The 17469-nt window shown below is 44.1% G+C and carries 20 protein-coding genes; 1 reads left to right on the forward strand and 19 read right to left on the reverse strand.

Annotated elements, in window-relative coordinates; translation table 11 throughout:
- Positions 1–227: 227 nt before the first annotated feature.
- The 19 genes from fsa to ELZ47_RS11925 form a co-directional block, all read right to left on the reverse strand.
- Positions 228–872: a fructose-6-phosphate aldolase gene (fsa, locus tag ELZ47_RS08840; protein WP_125330651.1), complete on the reverse strand. Its 645-nt coding sequence runs from the start codon at positions 870–872 to the stop codon at positions 228–230.
- Between the two features lie 705 nt (positions 873–1577).
- The gene (locus ELZ47_RS08845; protein WP_002900998.1) at positions 1578–2120 is read right to left on the reverse strand and encodes an ECF-type riboflavin transporter substrate-binding protein; all 543 of its coding nucleotides are present in this window, start codon (positions 2118–2120) and stop codon (positions 1578–1580) included.
- 11 nt (positions 2121–2131) lie between these two features.
- A complete protein-coding gene (locus tag ELZ47_RS08850) occupies positions 2132–2977 on the reverse strand; it encodes an SAM hydrolase/SAM-dependent halogenase family protein (RefSeq protein ID WP_002898098.1) in 846 nt (281 codons plus the stop codon).
- A gap of 31 nt (positions 2978–3008) precedes the next feature.
- On the reverse strand, positions 3009–3602 hold the full coding sequence (locus ELZ47_RS08855; RefSeq protein ID WP_126435840.1) for an MptD family putative ECF transporter S component: 594 nt from the start codon (positions 3600–3602) through the stop codon (positions 3009–3011).
- A gap of 21 nt (positions 3603–3623) precedes the next feature.
- Entirely contained in the window at positions 3624–5006 is a 1383-nt protein-coding gene (locus ELZ47_RS08860) for a M20/M25/M40 family metallo-hydrolase (RefSeq protein WP_126435841.1), read from the reverse strand.
- A gap of 117 nt (positions 5007–5123) precedes the next feature.
- Complete coding sequence (locus ELZ47_RS08865) at positions 5124–5951, reverse strand: amino acid ABC transporter substrate-binding protein (protein WP_126435842.1); 828 nt, start codon at positions 5949–5951, stop codon at positions 5124–5126.
- Positions 5952–6068: 117 nt separating this feature from the next.
- The gene (locus tag ELZ47_RS08870; protein WP_126435843.1) at positions 6069–7211 is read right to left on the reverse strand and encodes a M20 peptidase aminoacylase family protein; all 1143 of its coding nucleotides are present in this window, start codon (positions 7209–7211) and stop codon (positions 6069–6071) included.
- Between the two features lie 374 nt (positions 7212–7585).
- Positions 7586–8302 carry a YebC/PmpR family DNA-binding transcriptional regulator gene (locus ELZ47_RS08875; RefSeq protein ID WP_002901009.1) on the reverse strand — a complete coding sequence of 239 codons (717 nt, stop codon included), beginning with the start codon at positions 8300–8302 and terminating at the stop codon, positions 7586–7588.
- A 267-nt stretch (positions 8303–8569) separates the two neighbouring features.
- Positions 8570–8989 carry a hypothetical protein gene (locus tag ELZ47_RS11870; RefSeq protein ID WP_331852797.1) on the reverse strand — a complete coding sequence of 140 codons (420 nt, stop codon included), beginning with the start codon at positions 8987–8989 and terminating at the stop codon, positions 8570–8572.
- Positions 8990–9176: 187 nt separating this feature from the next.
- A complete protein-coding gene (locus ELZ47_RS08885; protein ID WP_125330657.1) occupies positions 9177–9980 on the reverse strand; it encodes a DUF6612 family protein in 804 nt (267 codons plus the stop codon).
- A 200-nt stretch (positions 9981–10180) separates the two neighbouring features.
- Positions 10181–11281: a nucleotidyltransferase gene (locus tag ELZ47_RS08890; RefSeq protein ID WP_125330658.1), complete on the reverse strand. Its 1101-nt coding sequence runs from the start codon at positions 11279–11281 to the stop codon at positions 10181–10183.
- Between the two features lies 1 nt (position 11282).
- Positions 11283–12017: a class I SAM-dependent DNA methyltransferase gene (locus ELZ47_RS08895; RefSeq protein WP_125330659.1), complete on the reverse strand. Its 735-nt coding sequence runs from the start codon at positions 12015–12017 to the stop codon at positions 11283–11285.
- Between the two features lie 74 nt (positions 12018–12091).
- On the reverse strand, positions 12092–12457 hold the full coding sequence (rsfS, locus tag ELZ47_RS08900; RefSeq protein ID WP_125330660.1) for a ribosome silencing factor: 366 nt from the start codon (positions 12455–12457) through the stop codon (positions 12092–12094).
- Positions 12458–12466: 9 nt separating this feature from the next.
- Positions 12467–13069: a bis(5'-nucleosyl)-tetraphosphatase (symmetrical) YqeK gene (yqeK, locus tag ELZ47_RS08905; protein WP_126435844.1), complete on the reverse strand. Its 603-nt coding sequence runs from the start codon at positions 13067–13069 to the stop codon at positions 12467–12469.
- Positions 13066–13698 (reverse strand): nicotinate-nucleotide adenylyltransferase, encoded by a 633-nt coding sequence (locus tag ELZ47_RS08910; RefSeq protein WP_125330662.1) that lies wholly within the window; start codon positions 13696–13698, stop codon positions 13066–13068. The genes yqeK and ELZ47_RS08910 overlap by 4 nt, the downstream gene beginning before the upstream one ends.
- A 28-nt stretch (positions 13699–13726) precedes the next feature.
- A complete protein-coding gene (gene yhbY / locus ELZ47_RS08915) occupies positions 13727–14038 on the reverse strand; it encodes a ribosome assembly RNA-binding protein YhbY (RefSeq protein WP_125330663.1) in 312 nt (103 codons plus the stop codon).
- Positions 14039–14145: 107 nt separating this feature from the next.
- On the reverse strand, positions 14146–15252 hold the full coding sequence (yqeH, locus tag ELZ47_RS08920) for a ribosome biogenesis GTPase YqeH (RefSeq protein ID WP_125330664.1): 1107 nt from the start codon (positions 15250–15252) through the stop codon (positions 14146–14148).
- Between the two features lie 2 nt (positions 15253–15254).
- Entirely contained in the window at positions 15255–15782 is a 528-nt protein-coding gene (locus ELZ47_RS08925) for a YqeG family HAD IIIA-type phosphatase (RefSeq protein ID WP_164549600.1), read from the reverse strand.
- Positions 15783–15985: 203 nt separating this feature from the next.
- Positions 15986–16633, reverse strand: a complete 648-nt coding sequence (locus ELZ47_RS11925) for a hypothetical protein (RefSeq protein ID WP_126435845.1) — start codon at positions 16631–16633, stop codon at positions 15986–15988.
- Positions 16634–16829: 196 nt separating this feature from the next.
- On the opposite strand from ELZ47_RS11925, the gene ELZ47_RS08935 reads away from it, so the two are divergent.
- Positions 16830–17456, forward strand: coding sequence for a TVP38/TMEM64 family protein (locus ELZ47_RS08935; protein ID WP_126435846.1), 627 nt, complete (start codon positions 16830–16832; stop codon positions 17454–17456).
- The last annotated feature ends 13 nt before the right edge of the window (positions 17457–17469 follow it).

Here is a 17469-nt window from a genome sequence, read left to right on the forward strand (position 1 = left end):
AATGCAATATATAATTTGCATTTTATCTTTTATTTTTTACATTATTTCAGAAGCAATTTCCACAAATCTAAACATCAAAAAGAGAAGACCAGTTTGGTCTTCTCCAAATCTTAGCTTATCAGCAACCTAGCTCTGGTGACAAAGAGCCAAAGTCTTCTCAGTCGCTATAGTCTGCTTAACATTTAGTCAGAGGCAGAGACTTATATTTCCCATACCTACCCCAAAACTTATTTTTTAAATGCTTCCCAATCCTTCATAAATTGGGCTATTCCGTTGGTAGTCAGTGGGTGCTGCGTCATTTTTTCAAATAAATTATCCGGAATGGTCGCAATGTGAGCACCAAGTTTTGCAACAGCTTCAACATGCGCTGAATTACGAATACTAGCTGCGATGATTTCAGCTTCAAAATCATAAATATCAATAATCGTGCGCAAATCTGTAATCAGTTGATAGGCATCTGTTCCGATATCTTCCAAACGTCCAACAAAAGGACTGATGAAGGTAGCTCCAGCTTTCATAGCCATGAGTCCTTGAGAAACTGTAAAAATCAAGGTAACATTCGTTTTAATTCCCTCTTTTGAAAGGACAGAGACAGCTTTTAAACCTTCCGTTGTCATTGGAATTTTGACAACAACGTTATCAGCCCATTTAGCAATATCCCGTGCTTCTGCAATCATTTCAGGCGCTGTCAAGCCAGTAACCTCTGCACTAACAGGACCACTTACAATCTCACAGATTTCTTGAATAACCGTTTTAAAATCGCGGCCTTCACGTGAAATAATTGTTGGGTTAGTTGTTACGCCATCCACAACACCTAATTCATTAATCGCTTTGATAGCCGCCACATCAGCTGTATCTAAGAAAAATTTCATACCACATGTCCTCCTAGGCTTCTTAATTTAAGCCTTTATTAAAAATAGCACTTATCATCACAACAAGTAGAACAAAAACAACAATGGTCATCATGAAGGCCATCCAGCCAAACTGACCAATTTTACCTAAAATACACATTGGAATCGATAATCCCTGAGCCTAAAAATTAAAAGGGCTCTCTTTTACGAATCAAGAAGCGGGAAATTGCAAGTTACAACCAACTCAGCTGAAACATTTTCTACCCACACCATATCTATATCTTAGAGGTCCAGAGGTCCAGACATCCAGCCGTCAGAGCACCTGATTCTGCTGCTAAAACTATGTAGGCACAAACATCAATAACACGTTGGAACTAGCTGAGTCACATAAGAACCAAAGAGACTTTAAACTATTCAAATCTTTGGTTGTTCTTGATTCGTTGGCAACGAACTTACCGACTCCTATTCCCCATTATAGTACAAATTTAAAGCGTTTTCAAAAAAAGACTAGGAAAATCTACAAATTTCTGATTCGCAAGAGCTGTTCTAAAATTTACTCTTGTCTTTTATCTCATCTAAATATATCGTCTTATATTGTAAGTACTTTTAGGAAGTCATAAATTTCTTAAATTTTCCAGTTCCTAGTGGACAACTGTATGATTCACCACTAGCAAAAAAAGCCGCCCAGTCGTATAGGCAGCTATTCTTTGATAGAAACTACTATGATTAATCTTTTTTGAGACTTCCTGCGCGGGTGCGGGTGCGAGCGTAAGCAGTCAGCAAGACTGTACCGATGACTGCTACTGTCGCAGAATTCACCAGAATTGCTACAATACTTTGAGCAATGACCTTATTGACCGGCTCACCAGACACAATCACGTCACCAATTGGGCCGATAAGCCAAGCGATTGCATTGGCTCCAAACTGAATCAAGTTAAAGCGGATAATATCCTTGACTTCAAATTTTCCTTCTTCCACTTGGAAGAATTTTCTAAAGAAGCCAACCAATAGACCGAAGACTCCGCTGCCGGCAATCCAAAACCACCAAAGTCCGCCACCGCTCATAGCGTCTTTAATGGCGTGGCCAATGAAGCCCATCAGGAAACCGACGATTGGTCCAAAGATGACGCTAAAAAGAGCTTGCAGAGGGTATTGGAGCTGAATGCTGGTATTGGGTACAGGCGTTGGGATATTGATCATTCCGATGACCACGAATAGGGCAGCTCCAATTCCTGTTGCGACTACGTTTCTGATTGTATTATTTTTCATTTTCTTCTTCCTTAATTTTCAATTCTCTTGATTTCAATATGCCACTGGGCACCGACGCCAACATTGTAGGCCTTAGCAAAGGAACCTTGGTTAATCGCTAAGCCAACCCGATAGAGGGAGTTGATATAGAGGATAGGCTGGCCGATGCGGACATCCGCAAAGGACTTGCCATAGGTTACTTGGTTTTGATAAACCAGCATGTCATTGTTGTAGATGGTAACCTCAAACCGGTCACCAAATTCTGGTTTTAAGGTGTAGAATTCCTCGCGGGTGATAGAGGTCCAGAGAGAACCAAAGCGGACATCCAGGATATCAATAGCTCCGCTGACATAATTCTCAGCAAGCGTGGTCTCTACTACCTGAATTTCGACAATGTCTTCAACTTTTAGCTCTGGTCCAACTTCTTCAAAGCTGATATGGCCGCTGGCTAGCTTGGCACCTGTATAGGCATAGACATCACGGCCGTGGAAAGTGTAGGAATGCTCCGTATCCTTGCGACGATTTTCCACTTCAGAAATTTCCCGAATAGCCTCAATGCCGACATGCTTCTTGATGAAAGACAGGGTGCCATTGTCAGGCGTGACGATGTACTGGCCCTTTTTAGTCTTAGCTACCACACTCTTACGCTTGGAGCCAACGCCCGGATCCACTACTGACACAAAGGTCGTTCCTGCTGGCCAGTAATTAACCGTCTGGAAGAGACGATAACTTCCCTCAAAGATATTGTAAGGGGTGATATCGTGAGTCAGATGATGAATTTTCAGAGTGGGCGACTCTTCTAGCGCCACTCCGATCATGGCTGACACAGCTCCATCTACCAGACCAAAGTCCGACTGGAGTACGAGTAAATTGTTCATGTTTTCTCCTTAGTTATATTTACAATGATAGTTAGACTGAAGCTGACTTGGAATGTCTCGCTTTAAGGATTTTCCTACCTAACAGGGCTCCAAGTAAAGCGCCCAGTAAAATGCTAGCTACAAACCAGAGGACTAAGCTGGGTTCCGGCTTAAGCATGACCTGCTCAATATAAGCCTGAGTCTTTCCTCTGGCAAGAAGACTAGCTTCGTACTGCTTGGGTGCCAGCCACATTAGGAAAATAGGACCCGCTGTGCTAAAGCTGAAAACCATAAAAGCCAGCAAGCTTCTAACAGTCTTTTGATAGCTGCCTGACCGAGCTATAAGATCCGCTAAAATACCGCAAATCAAACCTGGTAGAAAGGCTCCAAAGCCATGTCGACTGAGCAGAAAGAAGAGACCTAGCAGACAACCTAGGCCGCTGATTAGACCGAAGGTCTTTATTTTCTCAGTGTAGAAGATGAACAGAACTCCGCCAAAGAAAGCTGTAAAAGCCGGAGCGTAAAACATATTGCCCGAGCGGTCAAATAGAAGCCCAACCAAGACGCCTAAGAGCATGGCTAAAAAATAAAAGAGGTAAAAGAAGCCAGCCTGCTTCAGTTTGTCTTTTCTTATAGAGTATAGCATAAGCCTTCCTTTCCCACTAGTCTAGTCAGTTTGATGGTAACTGCCAATCAAGTCTTGAATGAGCTCTATATGTGTATAATAATCAGCAATTTTCACATTCTCATCTCCACCGTGGTCCCGGCTGTTGGCATTGCCAAGTCCAAAAGCCGCCATAGGAACCTCCAAGGCTTCATAAACCGTGTGCATCGGGCCAGTTCCGGCTGAGGTCGGCAGTACAGAGACGCCTTCGCAGTAGAAATCTTTTGCTAGTTCGATAAGATTGAGAATGGAAGGTGCGCTCATGTCGCTGCGATAGCTCATTTCTCCCAAGGTATAAGTCAGCTCAACTGCCGAATAGCCATTTTTATCCAGTTGCTGACGAATCTTGTCCAATACATTCTCTGGCTCCAGACCAGGCACCAGACGAACCTCCATCTTAGCCTGGGCCTCTGAAGGCAAAATAGTTTTAACCCCTTGGCCTTGATAGCCTGATCCGAAGCCTTCAATATTCAGAGAAGGCTCAAAGTAAAAGCGACGAAGGAATTCCTTCCGTTCGTCCAACAAAACCGGCAATTTCAAGCCATAGACCTGACTCAACTCTTCAGGAGTCCGCAGGGCATATTCCTCAATCAGAGCCAGCTCCCGTTCATTTGGCTCTTGAACCTGCTCATAGATGCCTTCAACTAAGATGCGGCCGTCTGGACTGCGCAAGCTGGATAGAGCATTGACCAAATACCAAGAAGCTGAATTGATAACCCCGCCGAAGCTAGAATGAATGTCTACATCTGCACTTTTGACCGTCATATCAAAGGTAACAATTCCCTTGTTACCACCCGAGATTTCCAGCTGTCCCAGATTATTGCGGCTGCCTTGCTCCCAGACCAGCAAATCTGCTCCTCGCAGGCGTTTGCGATGCTTGGCCAAATATTTATCCAAGTCTGTCGAAGCAGACTCTTCTGCCCCTTCCATCATAAAAATAATATTGACCGGCAAATCACCGTGCTCTCGAATATACTTACGAACGGCCGTCAAACGAGCGGTAATGTGCCCCTTGTCATCATCCACTCCTCGCCCATACATAATCCCGTAATGAACTGACAGTGTAAAGGGATCATTGGTCCAAGGCTGGTCATCATCTGCCGGCACTGTATCGTAGTGGTTGTAGAAAATAATGGTCTTAGCAGCAGGATTTGAAGAAAGAAACTCCGCCAAAACAAATGGAGCAGTATAGCTATCGTCAATCATGACCTTGGCACCTGCAGCTGTAAAAATCTCTCCCAAATAGTTGGCTACTTCCTGCAAGCCAACCTGCTGGGCAAAGATTGATTTTTTAGAGATCAAGGTCCGCAGCACTTCAAAATAGTGCTGGGCTACCTCGTCGTTTTCAAATTTCTTGATTTGTTCAGTCTCAGTTGAGAAAGGCATGCGTTACTCCTATTAACAGCAGATAAAGGGCTGGGGAAATAAGCTTCCCCGCCCTTATCGTATTTCTTGTATCAAAGTCTAGTCAGCCAAATTGCAGACTGGACTTGATGGGATTTCTTACTTGATGTCTTTTGCATCTGGCAGGTAAGAGCCGCCAAAGAATTCTTGTGATAGTTTTTCAAGCGTACCGTCCTCATAGAGTTCCTTGATTCGCTTGTTGACAAATTTTTGCAGGTCTTCCTGACCGCTTGCAATAATCGGATAGACATAAGGCTGCTGGTCGCTTGGAAGTTCAATCACTTCCAGATTTTTCAAGCCTTGGTCTTTGATAATAGACTCTACAGTTATGCGCTCAAAAACTTTATAGTCCGTACGGCCGTCATTCAGATTGGCCAAGATTTGCTGAATGGTTCCGTCCGTATAATTGATTTTTGTCGGATTATCGCTATGTTCCTTGTTATAGTCCTCTAGTTGCTGAGCTGTTGAAGTCCCCTGAACAACCTCAGTAGACTTGCCGCCAATGTCATCCAGCGATTTGATGCCCTCACCCTTCCGGACAACTAAAACTGTTGGATTTTTCGCATATGGACTAGCATAGAGATATTTGTTAGCCCGTTCTTCGGAATAGCTGATATTATTGGCACCGATCTGGTAGCGGTCGCTGTCCAGACCTGAGAAAATAGAAGCCCACTTGGTCTTATTGAAATTGACTTCATACTTGTCTGAGTCCTTAAAGATAGCACGAAGGACTTCGATATCGTAGCCAGTCAGTTTACCGTCTTTATCCTCGTATGAAAATGGTTTGGTCGTTCCTACTGTTCCGACTTCTACCTTTATTTTCTCTGTTTTCTTCTCACTTGATGATGAGCAGGCCACTAGGGCACCAATGGCCAAGGCACTGACAGCCGCCAGAGAGAAGTATTTCAAGGTTTTCTTCAGGTTCATATTTCGAATTCCTCCTAAAAAGTCTTTCTTTATCATATCAAATAAGGAGAAGCTTGACCATTATATATTTTTTATGGAGGTGATAGCTTTTCTTTATCAGCTTTGAGGCAACTATCTCTAGACCTTCTGCTTATAGTACTGCAGGAGAAAGAGAGCACTTTCGACATAGTAAGGAACGGAAACTTTGAAGGCTTCGTCGTCAATGACCATGCTATCGTGATGGAGGTCAGGAGCATTTTCTGCCCCATTTGAGCCGATAAAGGCAAAGACGCCTGGAATCTTCTCTTGATAAAAGGCAAAATCTTCACCAGCCGAGGAAGGACTGGCAGGTAGGACCTCAGCCAGATTCTGTGAATGCTCATAGAGCAGCTCGGCCAATTCGGAATCATTATAGGTCACTGGCGGTGTATGGCCCCAAGAAATCCTGACTTGAGCTCCAAAATTCTCCGCTGTATTCTCTACAATTCGGATAAAGTCTTCCTTGAGACGCTGCTGCAAGGATGGATTGAAGCTGCGAATGGTTCCTTCAAAAAAGCCTGACTGCGGTAGTACATTCCAAGTCGCTCCAGCTTCTATATGGGTTACAGATAAGACAGCTGCTTCAAAAGGAGACACTATGCGGGCCACTAGAGCCTGCAGATTTTGAATCATACTGGTTAAGGTCAATACTGTATCAACACCCAGATCTGGCCTAGCCGCATGGCTGCTGACTCCTTCTACCTCAACCTTGAACTTCTCAACCCCAGCCATCATGGCTCCAGCTTTAAGCGCCAGCTGTCCCGCCTTAAGCTGGGGCATATTGTGAAAGCCAATAATAGCAGACACATCGTCCAGCAAACCAGTCGCAAGCACCTGACTGGCTCCCAGAGAAGTTTCCTCAGCCGGCTGGAAAATCAAACGAACTGTCCCTCTCAAATCTCCTTCCATAGCCTTGAGCAGCTCAGCTGCCCCCAAGAGGCTGGTCTGGTGAAAATCATGGCCGCAAGCGTGCATGACGCCTACATTCTGACTGGCATAAGGTAGACCTGTCCGCTCCAAAATGGGCAGAGCATCGATATCAGCCCTCAGGGCAATAACCGGCTTGCCAGAGCCAATCTCGGCAACCAAGCCCGTTTTCAGACCGGATTCTAAAATCCTAATCTCCAAATCTTCCAGATAGCCTTTTAGAAAAGCCGTCGTTTCAAATTCCTGCCCAGACAGCTCTGGATGCTGATGAAGATAATGCCGCGTTTGCATCAGTTTATCATAAAATTTTTTCATGGCAGACTCCTTTATTCGAATACACCTAGCTACCATCCAGTATAGCACAAAGCTGGACGAGGACACAAAAATAGAGAGCAAATAATCAATAATCAGCCCTCTAATTTTGCTATTATGATATATCGCCTTCGAAAGAAATGACAATGGATTCATAAGAAAAATCACGCTCCAAGACCCACTTGCCATCAGTTTTTACAAATTTCAACTGATAATCTCGTTCTGGTTTGGAAGCAAGGCACAGGAAGCTAAGTTCTTCTCTTTAATAAGTTAATCCTATGACTTTTCTATTTTGCTATACTTATCTTGACTGGTAAATACAGTTTGAGACTTCTCATAACAGAAAACCTGTAGCTCCAACTACAGGTCAAGTTTCTTTAGAATCCATCTACATTCGTATAGATTTTTTGGACATCTTCGTCGTCTTCTAAAACGCTATAAAGCTTTTCAAAGGTTTCGAGGTCTTCACCGGTCAACTCTACTTCAGACTGAGGAATCATTTCAAGCTCAGTTACTTGGAATTCTTGAATGCCAGATTCACGCAGAGCCACGATGGCCTTGTGAAGGTCAGTTGGAGCTGTATAAACAGTGATGCTTCCTTCTTCTGCTTCAACATCATCAACATCCACATCCGCTTCCAGCAGCTGTTCAAAGACGCTGTCAGCGTCGTCACCCGCAAAGACAATCACACCTTTATTATCAAAAAGATAAGATACAGAGCCGCTAGCTCCCATATTGCCGCCATTTTTACCAAAAGCAGCACGGACATTGGCTGCAGTCCGATTGACATTTGAAGTCAGTGTATCGACAATCAGCATAGAACCGTTTGGCCCAAATCCTTCATAGCGGCCTTCAGTAAAGGTTTCGTCGGTGTTTCCTTTTGCCTTATCGATGGCCTTGTCAATGACATGCTTTGGCACCTGAGCCTGCTTAGCTCGGTCAATAACGAATTTCAAAGCTGTGTTAGACTCTGGATCTGGATCACCTTTTTTAGCTGCTACATAGATTTCCACACCAAACTTAGCATATACTTTTGAGTTTGCGCCGTCTTTGGCCGTTTTCTTTGCCACAATATTGGCCCATTTACGTCCCATTGGAGATTCTCCTTTTGATAAATTACATTTTTAATCTTTCTTATTATAACACAGGGAATCAGAAAAATCACTAAGAAAAAATGATAGCTTCTAGAAGATTCAGCTTGCATTCTTCAACTCTTGTTAGCCTGAAATCGAGACAAATTTGATTTCTGTTTTCCTTCCATAAAAAATCCAGCCGCTAAAAGAGCAACTGGACGATAAATTCTATTTTCCGAAACCGGCAGGTCTGTCATAGCGGACCTTTACCGAAATCCATCAAAAATATCACTGATAATTTTTCACAATAGGTAAATCCGGTTTGCATCTGCTTAAACATGCAAAAACATCCTCTATTCTGCCATCTAAAAAAGTGACATCTACTCGAACGGACTTGCCATGATAAGGCTTGACATATAGGTAGTCTCTCCTATAGTACCTGACTCCCAGTCGAAAAGAAGCCTGCCCATCAGAAGTTCTTCCCCAAGCCGGCCGGTAAAAGACACTTTCCAGCTGATTCCAAGCAAAGCTATGCTCTTTCAACAAAGCTCCTCGCACGGTCAAGCCCCATTCTGTTCCCGCGAGAACAAAGCACTTTTTACTCAACTTACGTCCTGCATGGATTATTATAAAAATTTCAAGTAGACTGGCTAACAGAAAGGTAAGGAAAGAAGGCAAACCGAATGAACTAATTCCTGATCCAGGCATGGCTTTATCAATTGAAAACAAGAGCAAGCAAGCTAAAGCACCGAAAATGATGCCTGAGACTAAAAAGACAGAGGCTAAGATTACTATGGTCAAATAGAGTCCTCTACGGTAGCGAAAAGCAAACAATAAAGGCATGACTTTTCCTTTCTTTCTCAGCTAATAGTTTAGAAGCTATTCTGTCAATGCTTTACTGAGGTGCTTTTATCTCATCTTCATCTATAGTATTCCAGTCAGAATAATGAGTATCTGTTTGAACATCCATACTACCTTTTTCACCTTTATAAGATAAACCTAGCTTAAAGTCTTTTAAGAATAAGGTCTTTTTATCCAAGCGTACTTCTAACTTCTTATCCATATCTGCCTGAGTAACACCTGACAGCTCTAGTTTGAATTCTTCACCAAAAAGCCCTAGCAAATCAGCATTTTTACTGCTTAATTTAAAGACATATTCATCACCGCTTTCCTTTACAGTGACATCATCAGCCATTTGATAAAAGCCATCCATGAGTTTGAAATAATCGGGCTGAACATAATAATCTGCCCCGCTTCCCATTTCTTGCTTAGACCATGTTCCATTTTTAGAAGAACGAGTATACAAAAGTTTATCCTGTCCGCCTGGCATAATCGCTTCTTGATAACTCTCCTGACCGCTCTCTTTTCCATCTATTACTAAATGTCCCTTGGCCAATTCATCAGTGCTTTTATCATAGAGAAGGTCTCCGCTCATCGTTTGAGTTTTATTGGAACCATCTACAGTGATAGATAGTTTTACCTTCATTTTCATTGAAGTTAGATCTTCATTCGCAGTTTCTGCTTTCTCCAAGAGTTCTTCAATATCGTCAGAAGAAGTATTCTTTTGGCTCTCACGGGAACTATTCTCAGTCACACCCTGATTCTTTTGAGAATGCTTCTGCCCAATCAAGCTACAAGCCCCTAAACTAAGCGTCAGTAAAGCTGTAAGGGCCATAAAAGTAATCTTTTTGAATTTCATGAGTCTTCCTCCTTTGAGACATGGATATGAAATATAATCATTCAATCAAGCCTAGCAATGTTTTATTGACCGAATACTACCTTTCATACCTACAGTCAAACCGCTAAAAAGCAAATCATGCTCTTTAGTTAAAACAAGTTCATTCATTTATTATACCATTTTTTCTGTACCATCACAAATAAAGTAAAAAGGTTGAAGATTCAACCTTGCTTGTCTTTCATAATCGGAACCCGTCCAAAATTCTGCTCCCTAAGTGCGGGATTGCCTAGTTGATAGACCTTATCAGCCTGCTGGGTTAGACTATCCCATGGCTCCTTGCCGATACGGCTGACCAATTCGACCTTACCTTTAAGGCTGGACAAATGCTGGCGCCCCTGCTCGGAAAAGCCTAAAATGTGAACACCTGACGGAATCTCTTCTTGTCTAGCTCCGGTCAGGATATAGGTCAGCAGACGTCGAACCCGAGCCTTGGTATAGCGCTTGGTCGCCACCTGCTTAACTAGCTCTTCTATGGTCTCACTGCTTTTCAAGGCCTCTCTAATCCTGACGGCCAACTCCTGATTGACCTGATAAAAATCTGTCAAATCCGGACTTGTCACTATCTGGTAACGAAGGTAAGGAAAGAGGTCCGACCAGGTCACCTTGGGAGCCGTTTCAATCAAGTGATAGGCCGGAGTGAATTTTTTCAGAAAATCAGGCTGATCCAGATTCTGACGAAGGGCAGTTGCGGAAGCAAATTCCTGATTAGCTGACAAGGAATGATAGCCAGCCCCCTGGCGCTGAATCGGGCACAGCTTGATAGCCTTTCCTGCCACAGCCTTGGCATAGGCCAAGCCTAAGATATGATTGGGGGTAGAGCCTGAGAAATTGAGCCCTGCAAACTCCTGCCACATGGCCTGAGTCTTCTGGGGATATGATAGGGAATCAGGCAAGCCAGCCAGATAAGCCTCCATCTGCTCTGCCTTCTCGCCATAGACCCTCGAAATACTCCCATAGTCCAACACTTCCTCAGTTCCAAAAGTCAGATGCTCAATGCCCAGTCTCTCTAAGATGTCTACTGCCCCCTTAGCGAAAAAGTCTGCCGCCTGAACGCTGACCAAGAAAGGCAACTCAAGGACCAAATCCGCTCCAGCTTCCAAAGCCATCTGTGCCCGAGTCCACTTGTCCACGATAGCCGGCTCTCCGCGCTGAACAAAATTGCCACTCATAGCAATGATTTTCAGACTAGAAGCCTGCTCCAGCAGATATTTGTGCCCATTATGAAAAGGATTAAACTCTGCGATAATACCCGTAACTGTCATCTCATTTCTCCGCCACAAAGAACCAACGAGCGCTCTTGTCAGTTGGCTCCTTGTCCTCAAAGTCCGCATAAACCTTGACGTTCTTAAAGCCTGCCTGCTCCAGCAAGATATCATAGGTCAGAATCTCATAGGTCCGCTCCTCATGCACCTCATCATGGCGCGTGAAGCGCCCATCCTCGTCTTGGACAAAGAAGGTCAGCTCATGCACGATAGAATGAGGCGGTTCGTCCGCATAGGAATCCCATACCATAGCAAAGGTTTCAGCATTTTCGTGATAGGAATAGCCAGGAAAAACCTCGTCAATCTGGTAAATCGAGTGTACGTCAAAGATAAAGCGGCCGCCCTCATTTAGATGCTGGTAGACTTGAGTGAAGACCTGACCAACATCGACTTCGTCCTCCATATAGCAAATCGAGTCTGAATAGCAAGTCACCAAATCAAACTGACCGACGCCACTCAAATCCAGCATATTGCCCTGGATAAAGGGAATATCCAAACCGGCCTCTATGCTACGCTTCTCTGCCAAATCCAGCATTTCCTGACTCAGGTCCAGCCCTGTCACCTCAAGACCCGCTTGCTTAAAATAAATGGACTGGATGCCCGTACCGCAGGCTAGCTCCAGCAGTTTTTTCTTATCCTTGGGAAAATAACGCAGGCTGAAATCCGTCCACTTCTCATACAAAGAATCATCCATAATCGCATCGTAAACCGACGCGAAGGTTTCATAAGTTGCCATACTTTTCCTTTCAAAAATAGCCCAGCCAGCAGGCTGACTGAGCCGAATTCTACTTTCTGTCTAAGGGCAAAAAATTACTTGTTTTTTTCTTCCAATAAGGCTGCAACATCCACACCAGTTGCTTCGTGCCACAACTTTTCCAGATTGTAATGCGCCCGCATTTCCTCAGAAAAGACATGGACAACCACGCCACCCAAGTCTAAGAGAACCCAGCCACCAGCTGCATCTCCTTCGATATGACCAGCAGAAATACCAGCCGCAGCAGCTTTCTCACGGATATTTTCAGCTACTGCATCCAGCTGACGGCTGTTCATCGAGCTGACGATAACAAAGTAATCTGTCACCGTAGTCAGACCTTGCAAGTCCAAAGCCACAATATCTTCTGCACGCTTTTCATCGGCCGCCTTCACGACCAGTTCCAATAATTCTTGTTCTTTCATAGTTCCTCTTTAATTTTCTTCTATTTCCTTCAAATATCCTACAAAGGCATTGTAGGTCTCCAAGGTCTGCGGATAGATGGGCATTCCTTTGTGAGCCAAATGCTCTACAGTCCTTGCTGTTTCGTATGCCACAGCTAGATTGAGCGACTGCTGAGCCAAGTCTCTAGCCTTGTCTACTCCCGGAAAATCCCGGTTGTGCTCAATATAGTCGGCGACATAGACGATCTTGTCCAGCTCAGACATGGTGCCACTGCCCACTGTATGAATCTCAATGGCTCGCAGAATCTCGGCATCTTCGATGCCTAAGTCTTCCTGAATCTTGTAAATTCCCACCATGCCATGCCAGACATTGTTGCCCCAGTTTTTCAGGTCAGGATCCAGCTGGTATTTGTCAATCAAGGCCAGAAATTGCTCATCCGAGACCTTTTTAGCATAGTCATGTAGGAGTCCTGCCAGACCCGCTTTTTCGACGTCAAAACCGAAGCGCTCCGCTAATTCACGGGCAGCCTTTTCCACACCTAGACAATGCCGCAGGCGCTTCTCAGACATGACTGTTTCCATCTTAGCCAGCAAGTCATCACGGCTCATGCTGATATAGCTTTCATAGGTCATAGGTAAAGCCCCTCTTTCTCGATATAGTCTAAGACTGGCTGAGGCAGCAGGAAATTAGGAGTCCGTCCCTGAGCCAGAAAATCCCGCACCATGCTGGAGGAAATATCCATAAGAGGGACATCCACCCAGATGACAGGGTAAGAAGTCCCCGCCTTGTAGCGCGGCCGCTGAACACCGACAAACTGAACTAGCTCAACCAGCTCATCAATCCGGTACCACTTAGGCAGATAATCCACCATATCCGCACCGATGATAAAGTAATAGTCCGTATCTGGATGCTGCTCTGTCAGGAGCTTCATGGTATCGTAGCTATAAGAAATTCCCTTCCGTTCCAGCTCAATGGGCTCAATCCCTAGACCTTCAATGCCCTCGATAGCCAGTTCCAGCATTTTCAGCCGATGCTTTTCATCAATGGTCTCTTTCTTGTCCACATGCGGCGGCTCGTACTCTGGCATGAGCAGGACCTGATCCAAGCCCAACTGTTGCCGGACCTGATCCGCCACGACCAAATGAGCATTGTGGACAGGGTTGAAATTGCCACCTAAAATGCCAATCTGCTTGCGTTTTTTATCTTTAACTTCTGGTTCTAAATCCACCTTGGTAAAGGGGGTCAGTAATTCAATAGCCATAGGCTGACATCTCCACAGAAATTTTTCCTTACACTTGTTTAACTTTGACCGAGAGTTTGCGATTTTCCTTCTTGCTGGACTGCTTGTAGAGAATCAAGATCCGGCCAATCTTCTGCACCGTATCCACTCCGATTTCCTCTTCCAGAATCTCCGCAACTTCATGGATATTCTCATCCGTATTTTGCAAGAGGGTAACCTTGATCAGCTCTCGCGCATCCAGCGCCTGACGGACACTGGTTTTGATTTGGTCGTTGAGTCCATTTTTCCCTATCTGAATGATAGGTTTGAGACTATGCGCCTGACTGTTGAGAAAGGCTCTTTGTTTTGATGTTAGTGTCATGTTCTTCTATAAGGCTTGATACAGCTAGGATTCGCTTTACTCCCCACTGTTCATAGCCTTTTCCTTCCTTATTTTAAGGGAATTTCTTCCCCTTGGTGTCTTGAGTATTATATAATAGCTTTCCGAGTGACAACTGCCACGCCTTCTGGTGCCCATCCGGCTACTCTGGCAGGACCACTGACGCGAATCCAACCCAGACCAGAGAAGACGATATCCGTCTTGTCCTTGATGGTAAATTCATGCTTGACCAAGGCTGGAAACTCTTCCTTTTCCTTGCCAACCGGCGGTACTAAGAGACTGCCAACATGCTTGTCATAAAAGCCACTGGCACCTTCCAACTTGGTCCGGTGGAGCTTGAGCTCATTGTCAAAATAAGCCGTGAAGCCCTGCTTGTCACCTGCCACAAAGTCAAAGCGGCCTAGGCCACCCAAAAAGAGGGTTTGCTCAGGATTAAGCTGGTAGGTTTTGGGTTTGATTTCCTTTTTGGGACTGATGTATTTGAGATTCTTAGCAGAAAGATAGTGAGCCATCTGGTGACGATGGATAATACCCGGTGTATCGTAGATATGACTGCCGTCTGCTAAAGGTATCTCGATTTTGTCCAAAGTTGTTCCCGGGAAGCGCGAAGTCGTAATAATATCCTTATTGCCCGTGATTTCCTGAATAATCGCGTTAATCAAAGTAGACTTGCCCACATTGGTCACGCCAACCACATAAACGTCACGTCCCTTGCGGCAATGCTCAATTTTGTCAATCAAGTCCTTGATCGCCTGCTTGTTCTGAGCAGAGGTCAGAACCACATCGACCGGACGCAGACCTTCTTCGTGAGCTCGTTCCGTCAGCCATTGGGTCACCTTGCTATCCTTGACCGACTTAGGCAAAATGTCCTTTTTATTCCCGACCAAGAGAACATCATTTCCTGCGACAAAGCGAGGCAGGCCAGGAATGACCGATCCATTAAAGTCAAAAATATCGACAACATTGACGACCAAGGCATCGCTATCTCCAACCTCATGCAGAAGCCGCAGAAAGTCATCATCCGTCAGCTGGACATCGCTGATTTCATTATAATGGCGCAAGCGGAAACAGCGCTGGCAATAGAGTTCGCCTGTCTCCAAGCCTTTTTCTAGAGCCGACTGGGGCGTGTAGCCTAGCTTGCTCTTATCTTCTGTCTGAATAGTGGCTCCGCAGCCGATACAGAGAAGTTCTTCCATGCTTAAATTCCTTTTTTGTATTGAATTGGGCCGTATTTTTCAGTGATTTTCTTGAGCACACGGCGTTCACGTGCCCGATTGATTTGAGTCTTGATAGAGTCGTGCTCAACCAGTGGCTTAACCAAAATCGAACGAATCCCGGCCCGATGAGCTGCCCGAATATCCGTCATAAGCTGATCGCCCACCATGACCACTTCCTTTTTTTCAAAATGAAAAAGCTTGAGCGCTCGGTCAATTCCCCAAGTGAAGGGTTTCATGGCCCAGTAGACATAGTCAATTTCAAACTTTTCAACAGCCCGCTTGACCCGTTTTTGGTTATTATTGGACACCACGATTATCCGAATGCCCGCGTCCCGCAAATCATGGAGCCACTTCTTCATCTCTGGAGTCCCATCAGGATTATTCCAAGCAATCAAGGTGTTATCCAAATCCACCAAAACCGCTTTGATACCCTGTCTTTTCAAACTCTCTACTGTCAAATCGTAAACTGCCTCGACCGCAAAGTCCGGCATATAATCTTCAATCGCCACATCTCTCTCCAAAAATTCGTATTCTCATTATTATAGCATAAAATAGGCTTTTTGGCACTCATGCTCCTATTTCTTCTAGAGCGAATAGGTAATGTTCACTTTTCTATTTTTCAAGCAAATGAAAACAGCTTCCTAAGTGGGAAGCTTCATTTAAAATGGAACAAAAATCATGCCATAAGACCACTATCTATTTTTTTCGCTCTCTAACTTTTTTCATAAAATTTTTGAAGTTTATAAATAATACCGGTAGCACCCTCTGCTTCATCTTTTTTTATGTGAAGAACCTTAGAAAATTTCTGAAGATCCTTTTCTTCATCACCAGGGGCAATGCGAATGTCAACAGATTGCCATTCACCATCTTTCTCTTCGTAGCCTACTAAAGCAACTAAAAACTGTTTCCCCTCTATATGGCTACGTGTAAAGAAATCCGCTGTATCACTAAAAAGACCATCGTGATATTGAGGATTAGCTTCTGCAAACAGTATAACATCTGCTTTCTTAAGCTCTCCATCAACACTAGATAAGAGTTGCTCATCTACATACTCAATCTGTAAGCGCATTTCTACTACTGGAAATAACCAAAAGGATTGGTTATAACTTGAATCTGGACTCATAATTTTGTCATAGCTATTCACAAACTCTGCGACTCCTCCCAAAAGGAACAAGGAGAAATAACTAACTATAAATAGTAAAGTACATTTTTTTTCGAAATATACGTAACAGATTAAGAAAGAAATAATTAAAAATAATACAAAGAAAATAATTGTATGAGGGTGGAAAAATGTTCTTATGAGATTCTCATATGCAATCTCCCACAATTTTTGATGATATAAGTTTAGAAATTCTTCCACTATAACTCTCCTAACTCCTAGAATTTTTAGTTCGAGCACAAGCACTCTCTCTAATTTTTGAATGCTTATAGATTATTGCTTACCAGTCATATCATTATATCATCTTTCATACTTTTTAGCACCTATAGCTTCAAAGCTTACAAAAATGGCAAAAGATGCTATAGTAGATATAAGAATAATTCTCTTGGAGGTGCCTATGGCAAGCAAGGATCGAGAAATGAAAACTGTTTCTCCCTTTTTGCAAAAGATTATCAACTGGTCGTCCGCCATTGGCGCTCTAGGAACGGTGGCCTTTTGTCTTTGGGCCTATTTCGCAGGCATTCTCCAGTCCAAGGAAACTCTCTCAGCCTTTATCCAGCAGGCTGGCATCTGGGGGCCTCCTCTCTTTATCTTCCTGCAGATTCTACAGACGGTCGTGCCCATTATCCCTGGCGCCCTAACCTCTGTCGCTGGTGTTTTCATCTACGGCCATATCGTTGGCACCATTTATAACTATATCGGTATTGTCATTGGCTGCGCCCTGATATTTTATCTGGCGCGCACCTATGGTCCGGCTTTTGTCCAGTCTGTCGTCAGCAAGCGAACTTATGATAAATACATCGGCTGGCTGGATAAGGGGAATCGCTTTGAGCGCTTCTTCATTTTCATGATGATTTGGCCCATCAGTCCAGCCGACTTTCTCTGCATGCTGGCGGCCCTGACCAAGATGACTTTCAAAAAGTACATGCTGATTATCCTTGTCTGCAAGCCCATCACTCTCGTCATCTATACCTACGGACTGACTTATGTCATTGATTTTTTCTGGAAAATGGTCTCCAAATAAAAAGAAGTTGAAT

Source organism: Streptococcus sanguinis (assembly GCF_900635155.1).
Lineage (GTDB): Bacteria > Bacillota > Bacilli > Lactobacillales > Streptococcaceae > Streptococcus > Streptococcus sanguinis_G.

What these genes read in the sequence shown, in the direction of transcription:
- fsa (WP_125330651.1), bottom strand. Translation starts at nt 872, where the DNA reads ATGAAATTTTTCTTAGATACAGCTGATGTGGCGGCTATCAAAGCGATT.
- ELZ47_RS08845 (WP_002900998.1), bottom strand. Translation starts at nt 2,120, where the DNA reads ATGAAAAATAATACAATCAGAAACGTAGTCGCAACAGGAATTGGAGCT.
- ELZ47_RS08850 (WP_002898098.1), bottom strand. Translation starts at nt 2,977, where the DNA reads ATGAACAATTTACTCGTACTCCAGTCGGACTTTGGTCTGGTAGATGGA.
- ELZ47_RS08855 (WP_126435840.1), bottom strand. Translation starts at nt 3,602, where the DNA reads ATGCTATACTCTATAAGAAAAGACAAACTGAAGCAGGCTGGCTTCTTT.
- ELZ47_RS08860 (WP_126435841.1), bottom strand. Translation starts at nt 5,006, where the DNA reads ATGCCTTTCTCAACTGAGACTGAACAAATCAAGAAATTTGAAAACGAC.
- ELZ47_RS08865 (WP_126435842.1), bottom strand. Translation starts at nt 5,951, where the DNA reads ATGAACCTGAAGAAAACCTTGAAATACTTCTCTCTGGCGGCTGTCAGT.
- ELZ47_RS08870 (WP_126435843.1), bottom strand. Translation starts at nt 7,211, where the DNA reads ATGAAAAAATTTTATGATAAACTGATGCAAACGCGGCATTATCTTCAT.
- ELZ47_RS08875 (WP_002901009.1), bottom strand. Translation starts at nt 8,302, where the DNA reads ATGGGACGTAAATGGGCCAATATTGTGGCAAAGAAAACGGCCAAAGAC.
- ELZ47_RS11870 (WP_331852797.1), bottom strand. Translation starts at nt 8,989, where the DNA reads ATGCCTGGATCAGGAATTAGTTCATTCGGTTTGCCTTCTTTCCTTACC.
- ELZ47_RS08885 (WP_125330657.1), bottom strand. Translation starts at nt 9,980, where the DNA reads ATGAAATTCAAAAAGATTACTTTTATGGCCCTTACAGCTTTACTGACG.
- ELZ47_RS08890 (WP_125330658.1), bottom strand. Translation starts at nt 11,281, where the DNA reads ATGACAGTTACGGGTATTATCGCAGAGTTTAATCCTTTTCATAATGGG.
- ELZ47_RS08895 (WP_125330659.1), bottom strand. Translation starts at nt 12,017, where the DNA reads ATGGCAACTTATGAAACCTTCGCGTCGGTTTACGATGCGATTATGGAT.
- rsfS (WP_125330660.1), bottom strand. Translation starts at nt 12,457, where the DNA reads ATGAAAGAACAAGAATTATTGGAACTGGTCGTGAAGGCGGCCGATGAA.
- yqeK (WP_126435844.1), bottom strand. Translation starts at nt 13,069, where the DNA reads ATGACCTATGAAAGCTATATCAGCATGAGCCGTGATGACTTGCTGGCT.
- ELZ47_RS08910 (WP_125330662.1), bottom strand. Translation starts at nt 13,698, where the DNA reads ATGGCTATTGAATTACTGACCCCCTTTACCAAGGTGGATTTAGAACCA.
- yhbY (WP_125330663.1), bottom strand. Translation starts at nt 14,038, where the DNA reads ATGACACTAACATCAAAACAAAGAGCCTTTCTCAACAGTCAGGCGCAT.
- yqeH (WP_125330664.1), bottom strand. Translation starts at nt 15,252, where the DNA reads ATGGAAGAACTTCTCTGTATCGGCTGCGGAGCCACTATTCAGACAGAA.
- ELZ47_RS08935 (WP_126435846.1), top strand. Translation starts at nt 16,830, where the DNA reads ATGGCAAGCAAGGATCGAGAAATGAAAACTGTTTCTCCCTTTTTGCAA.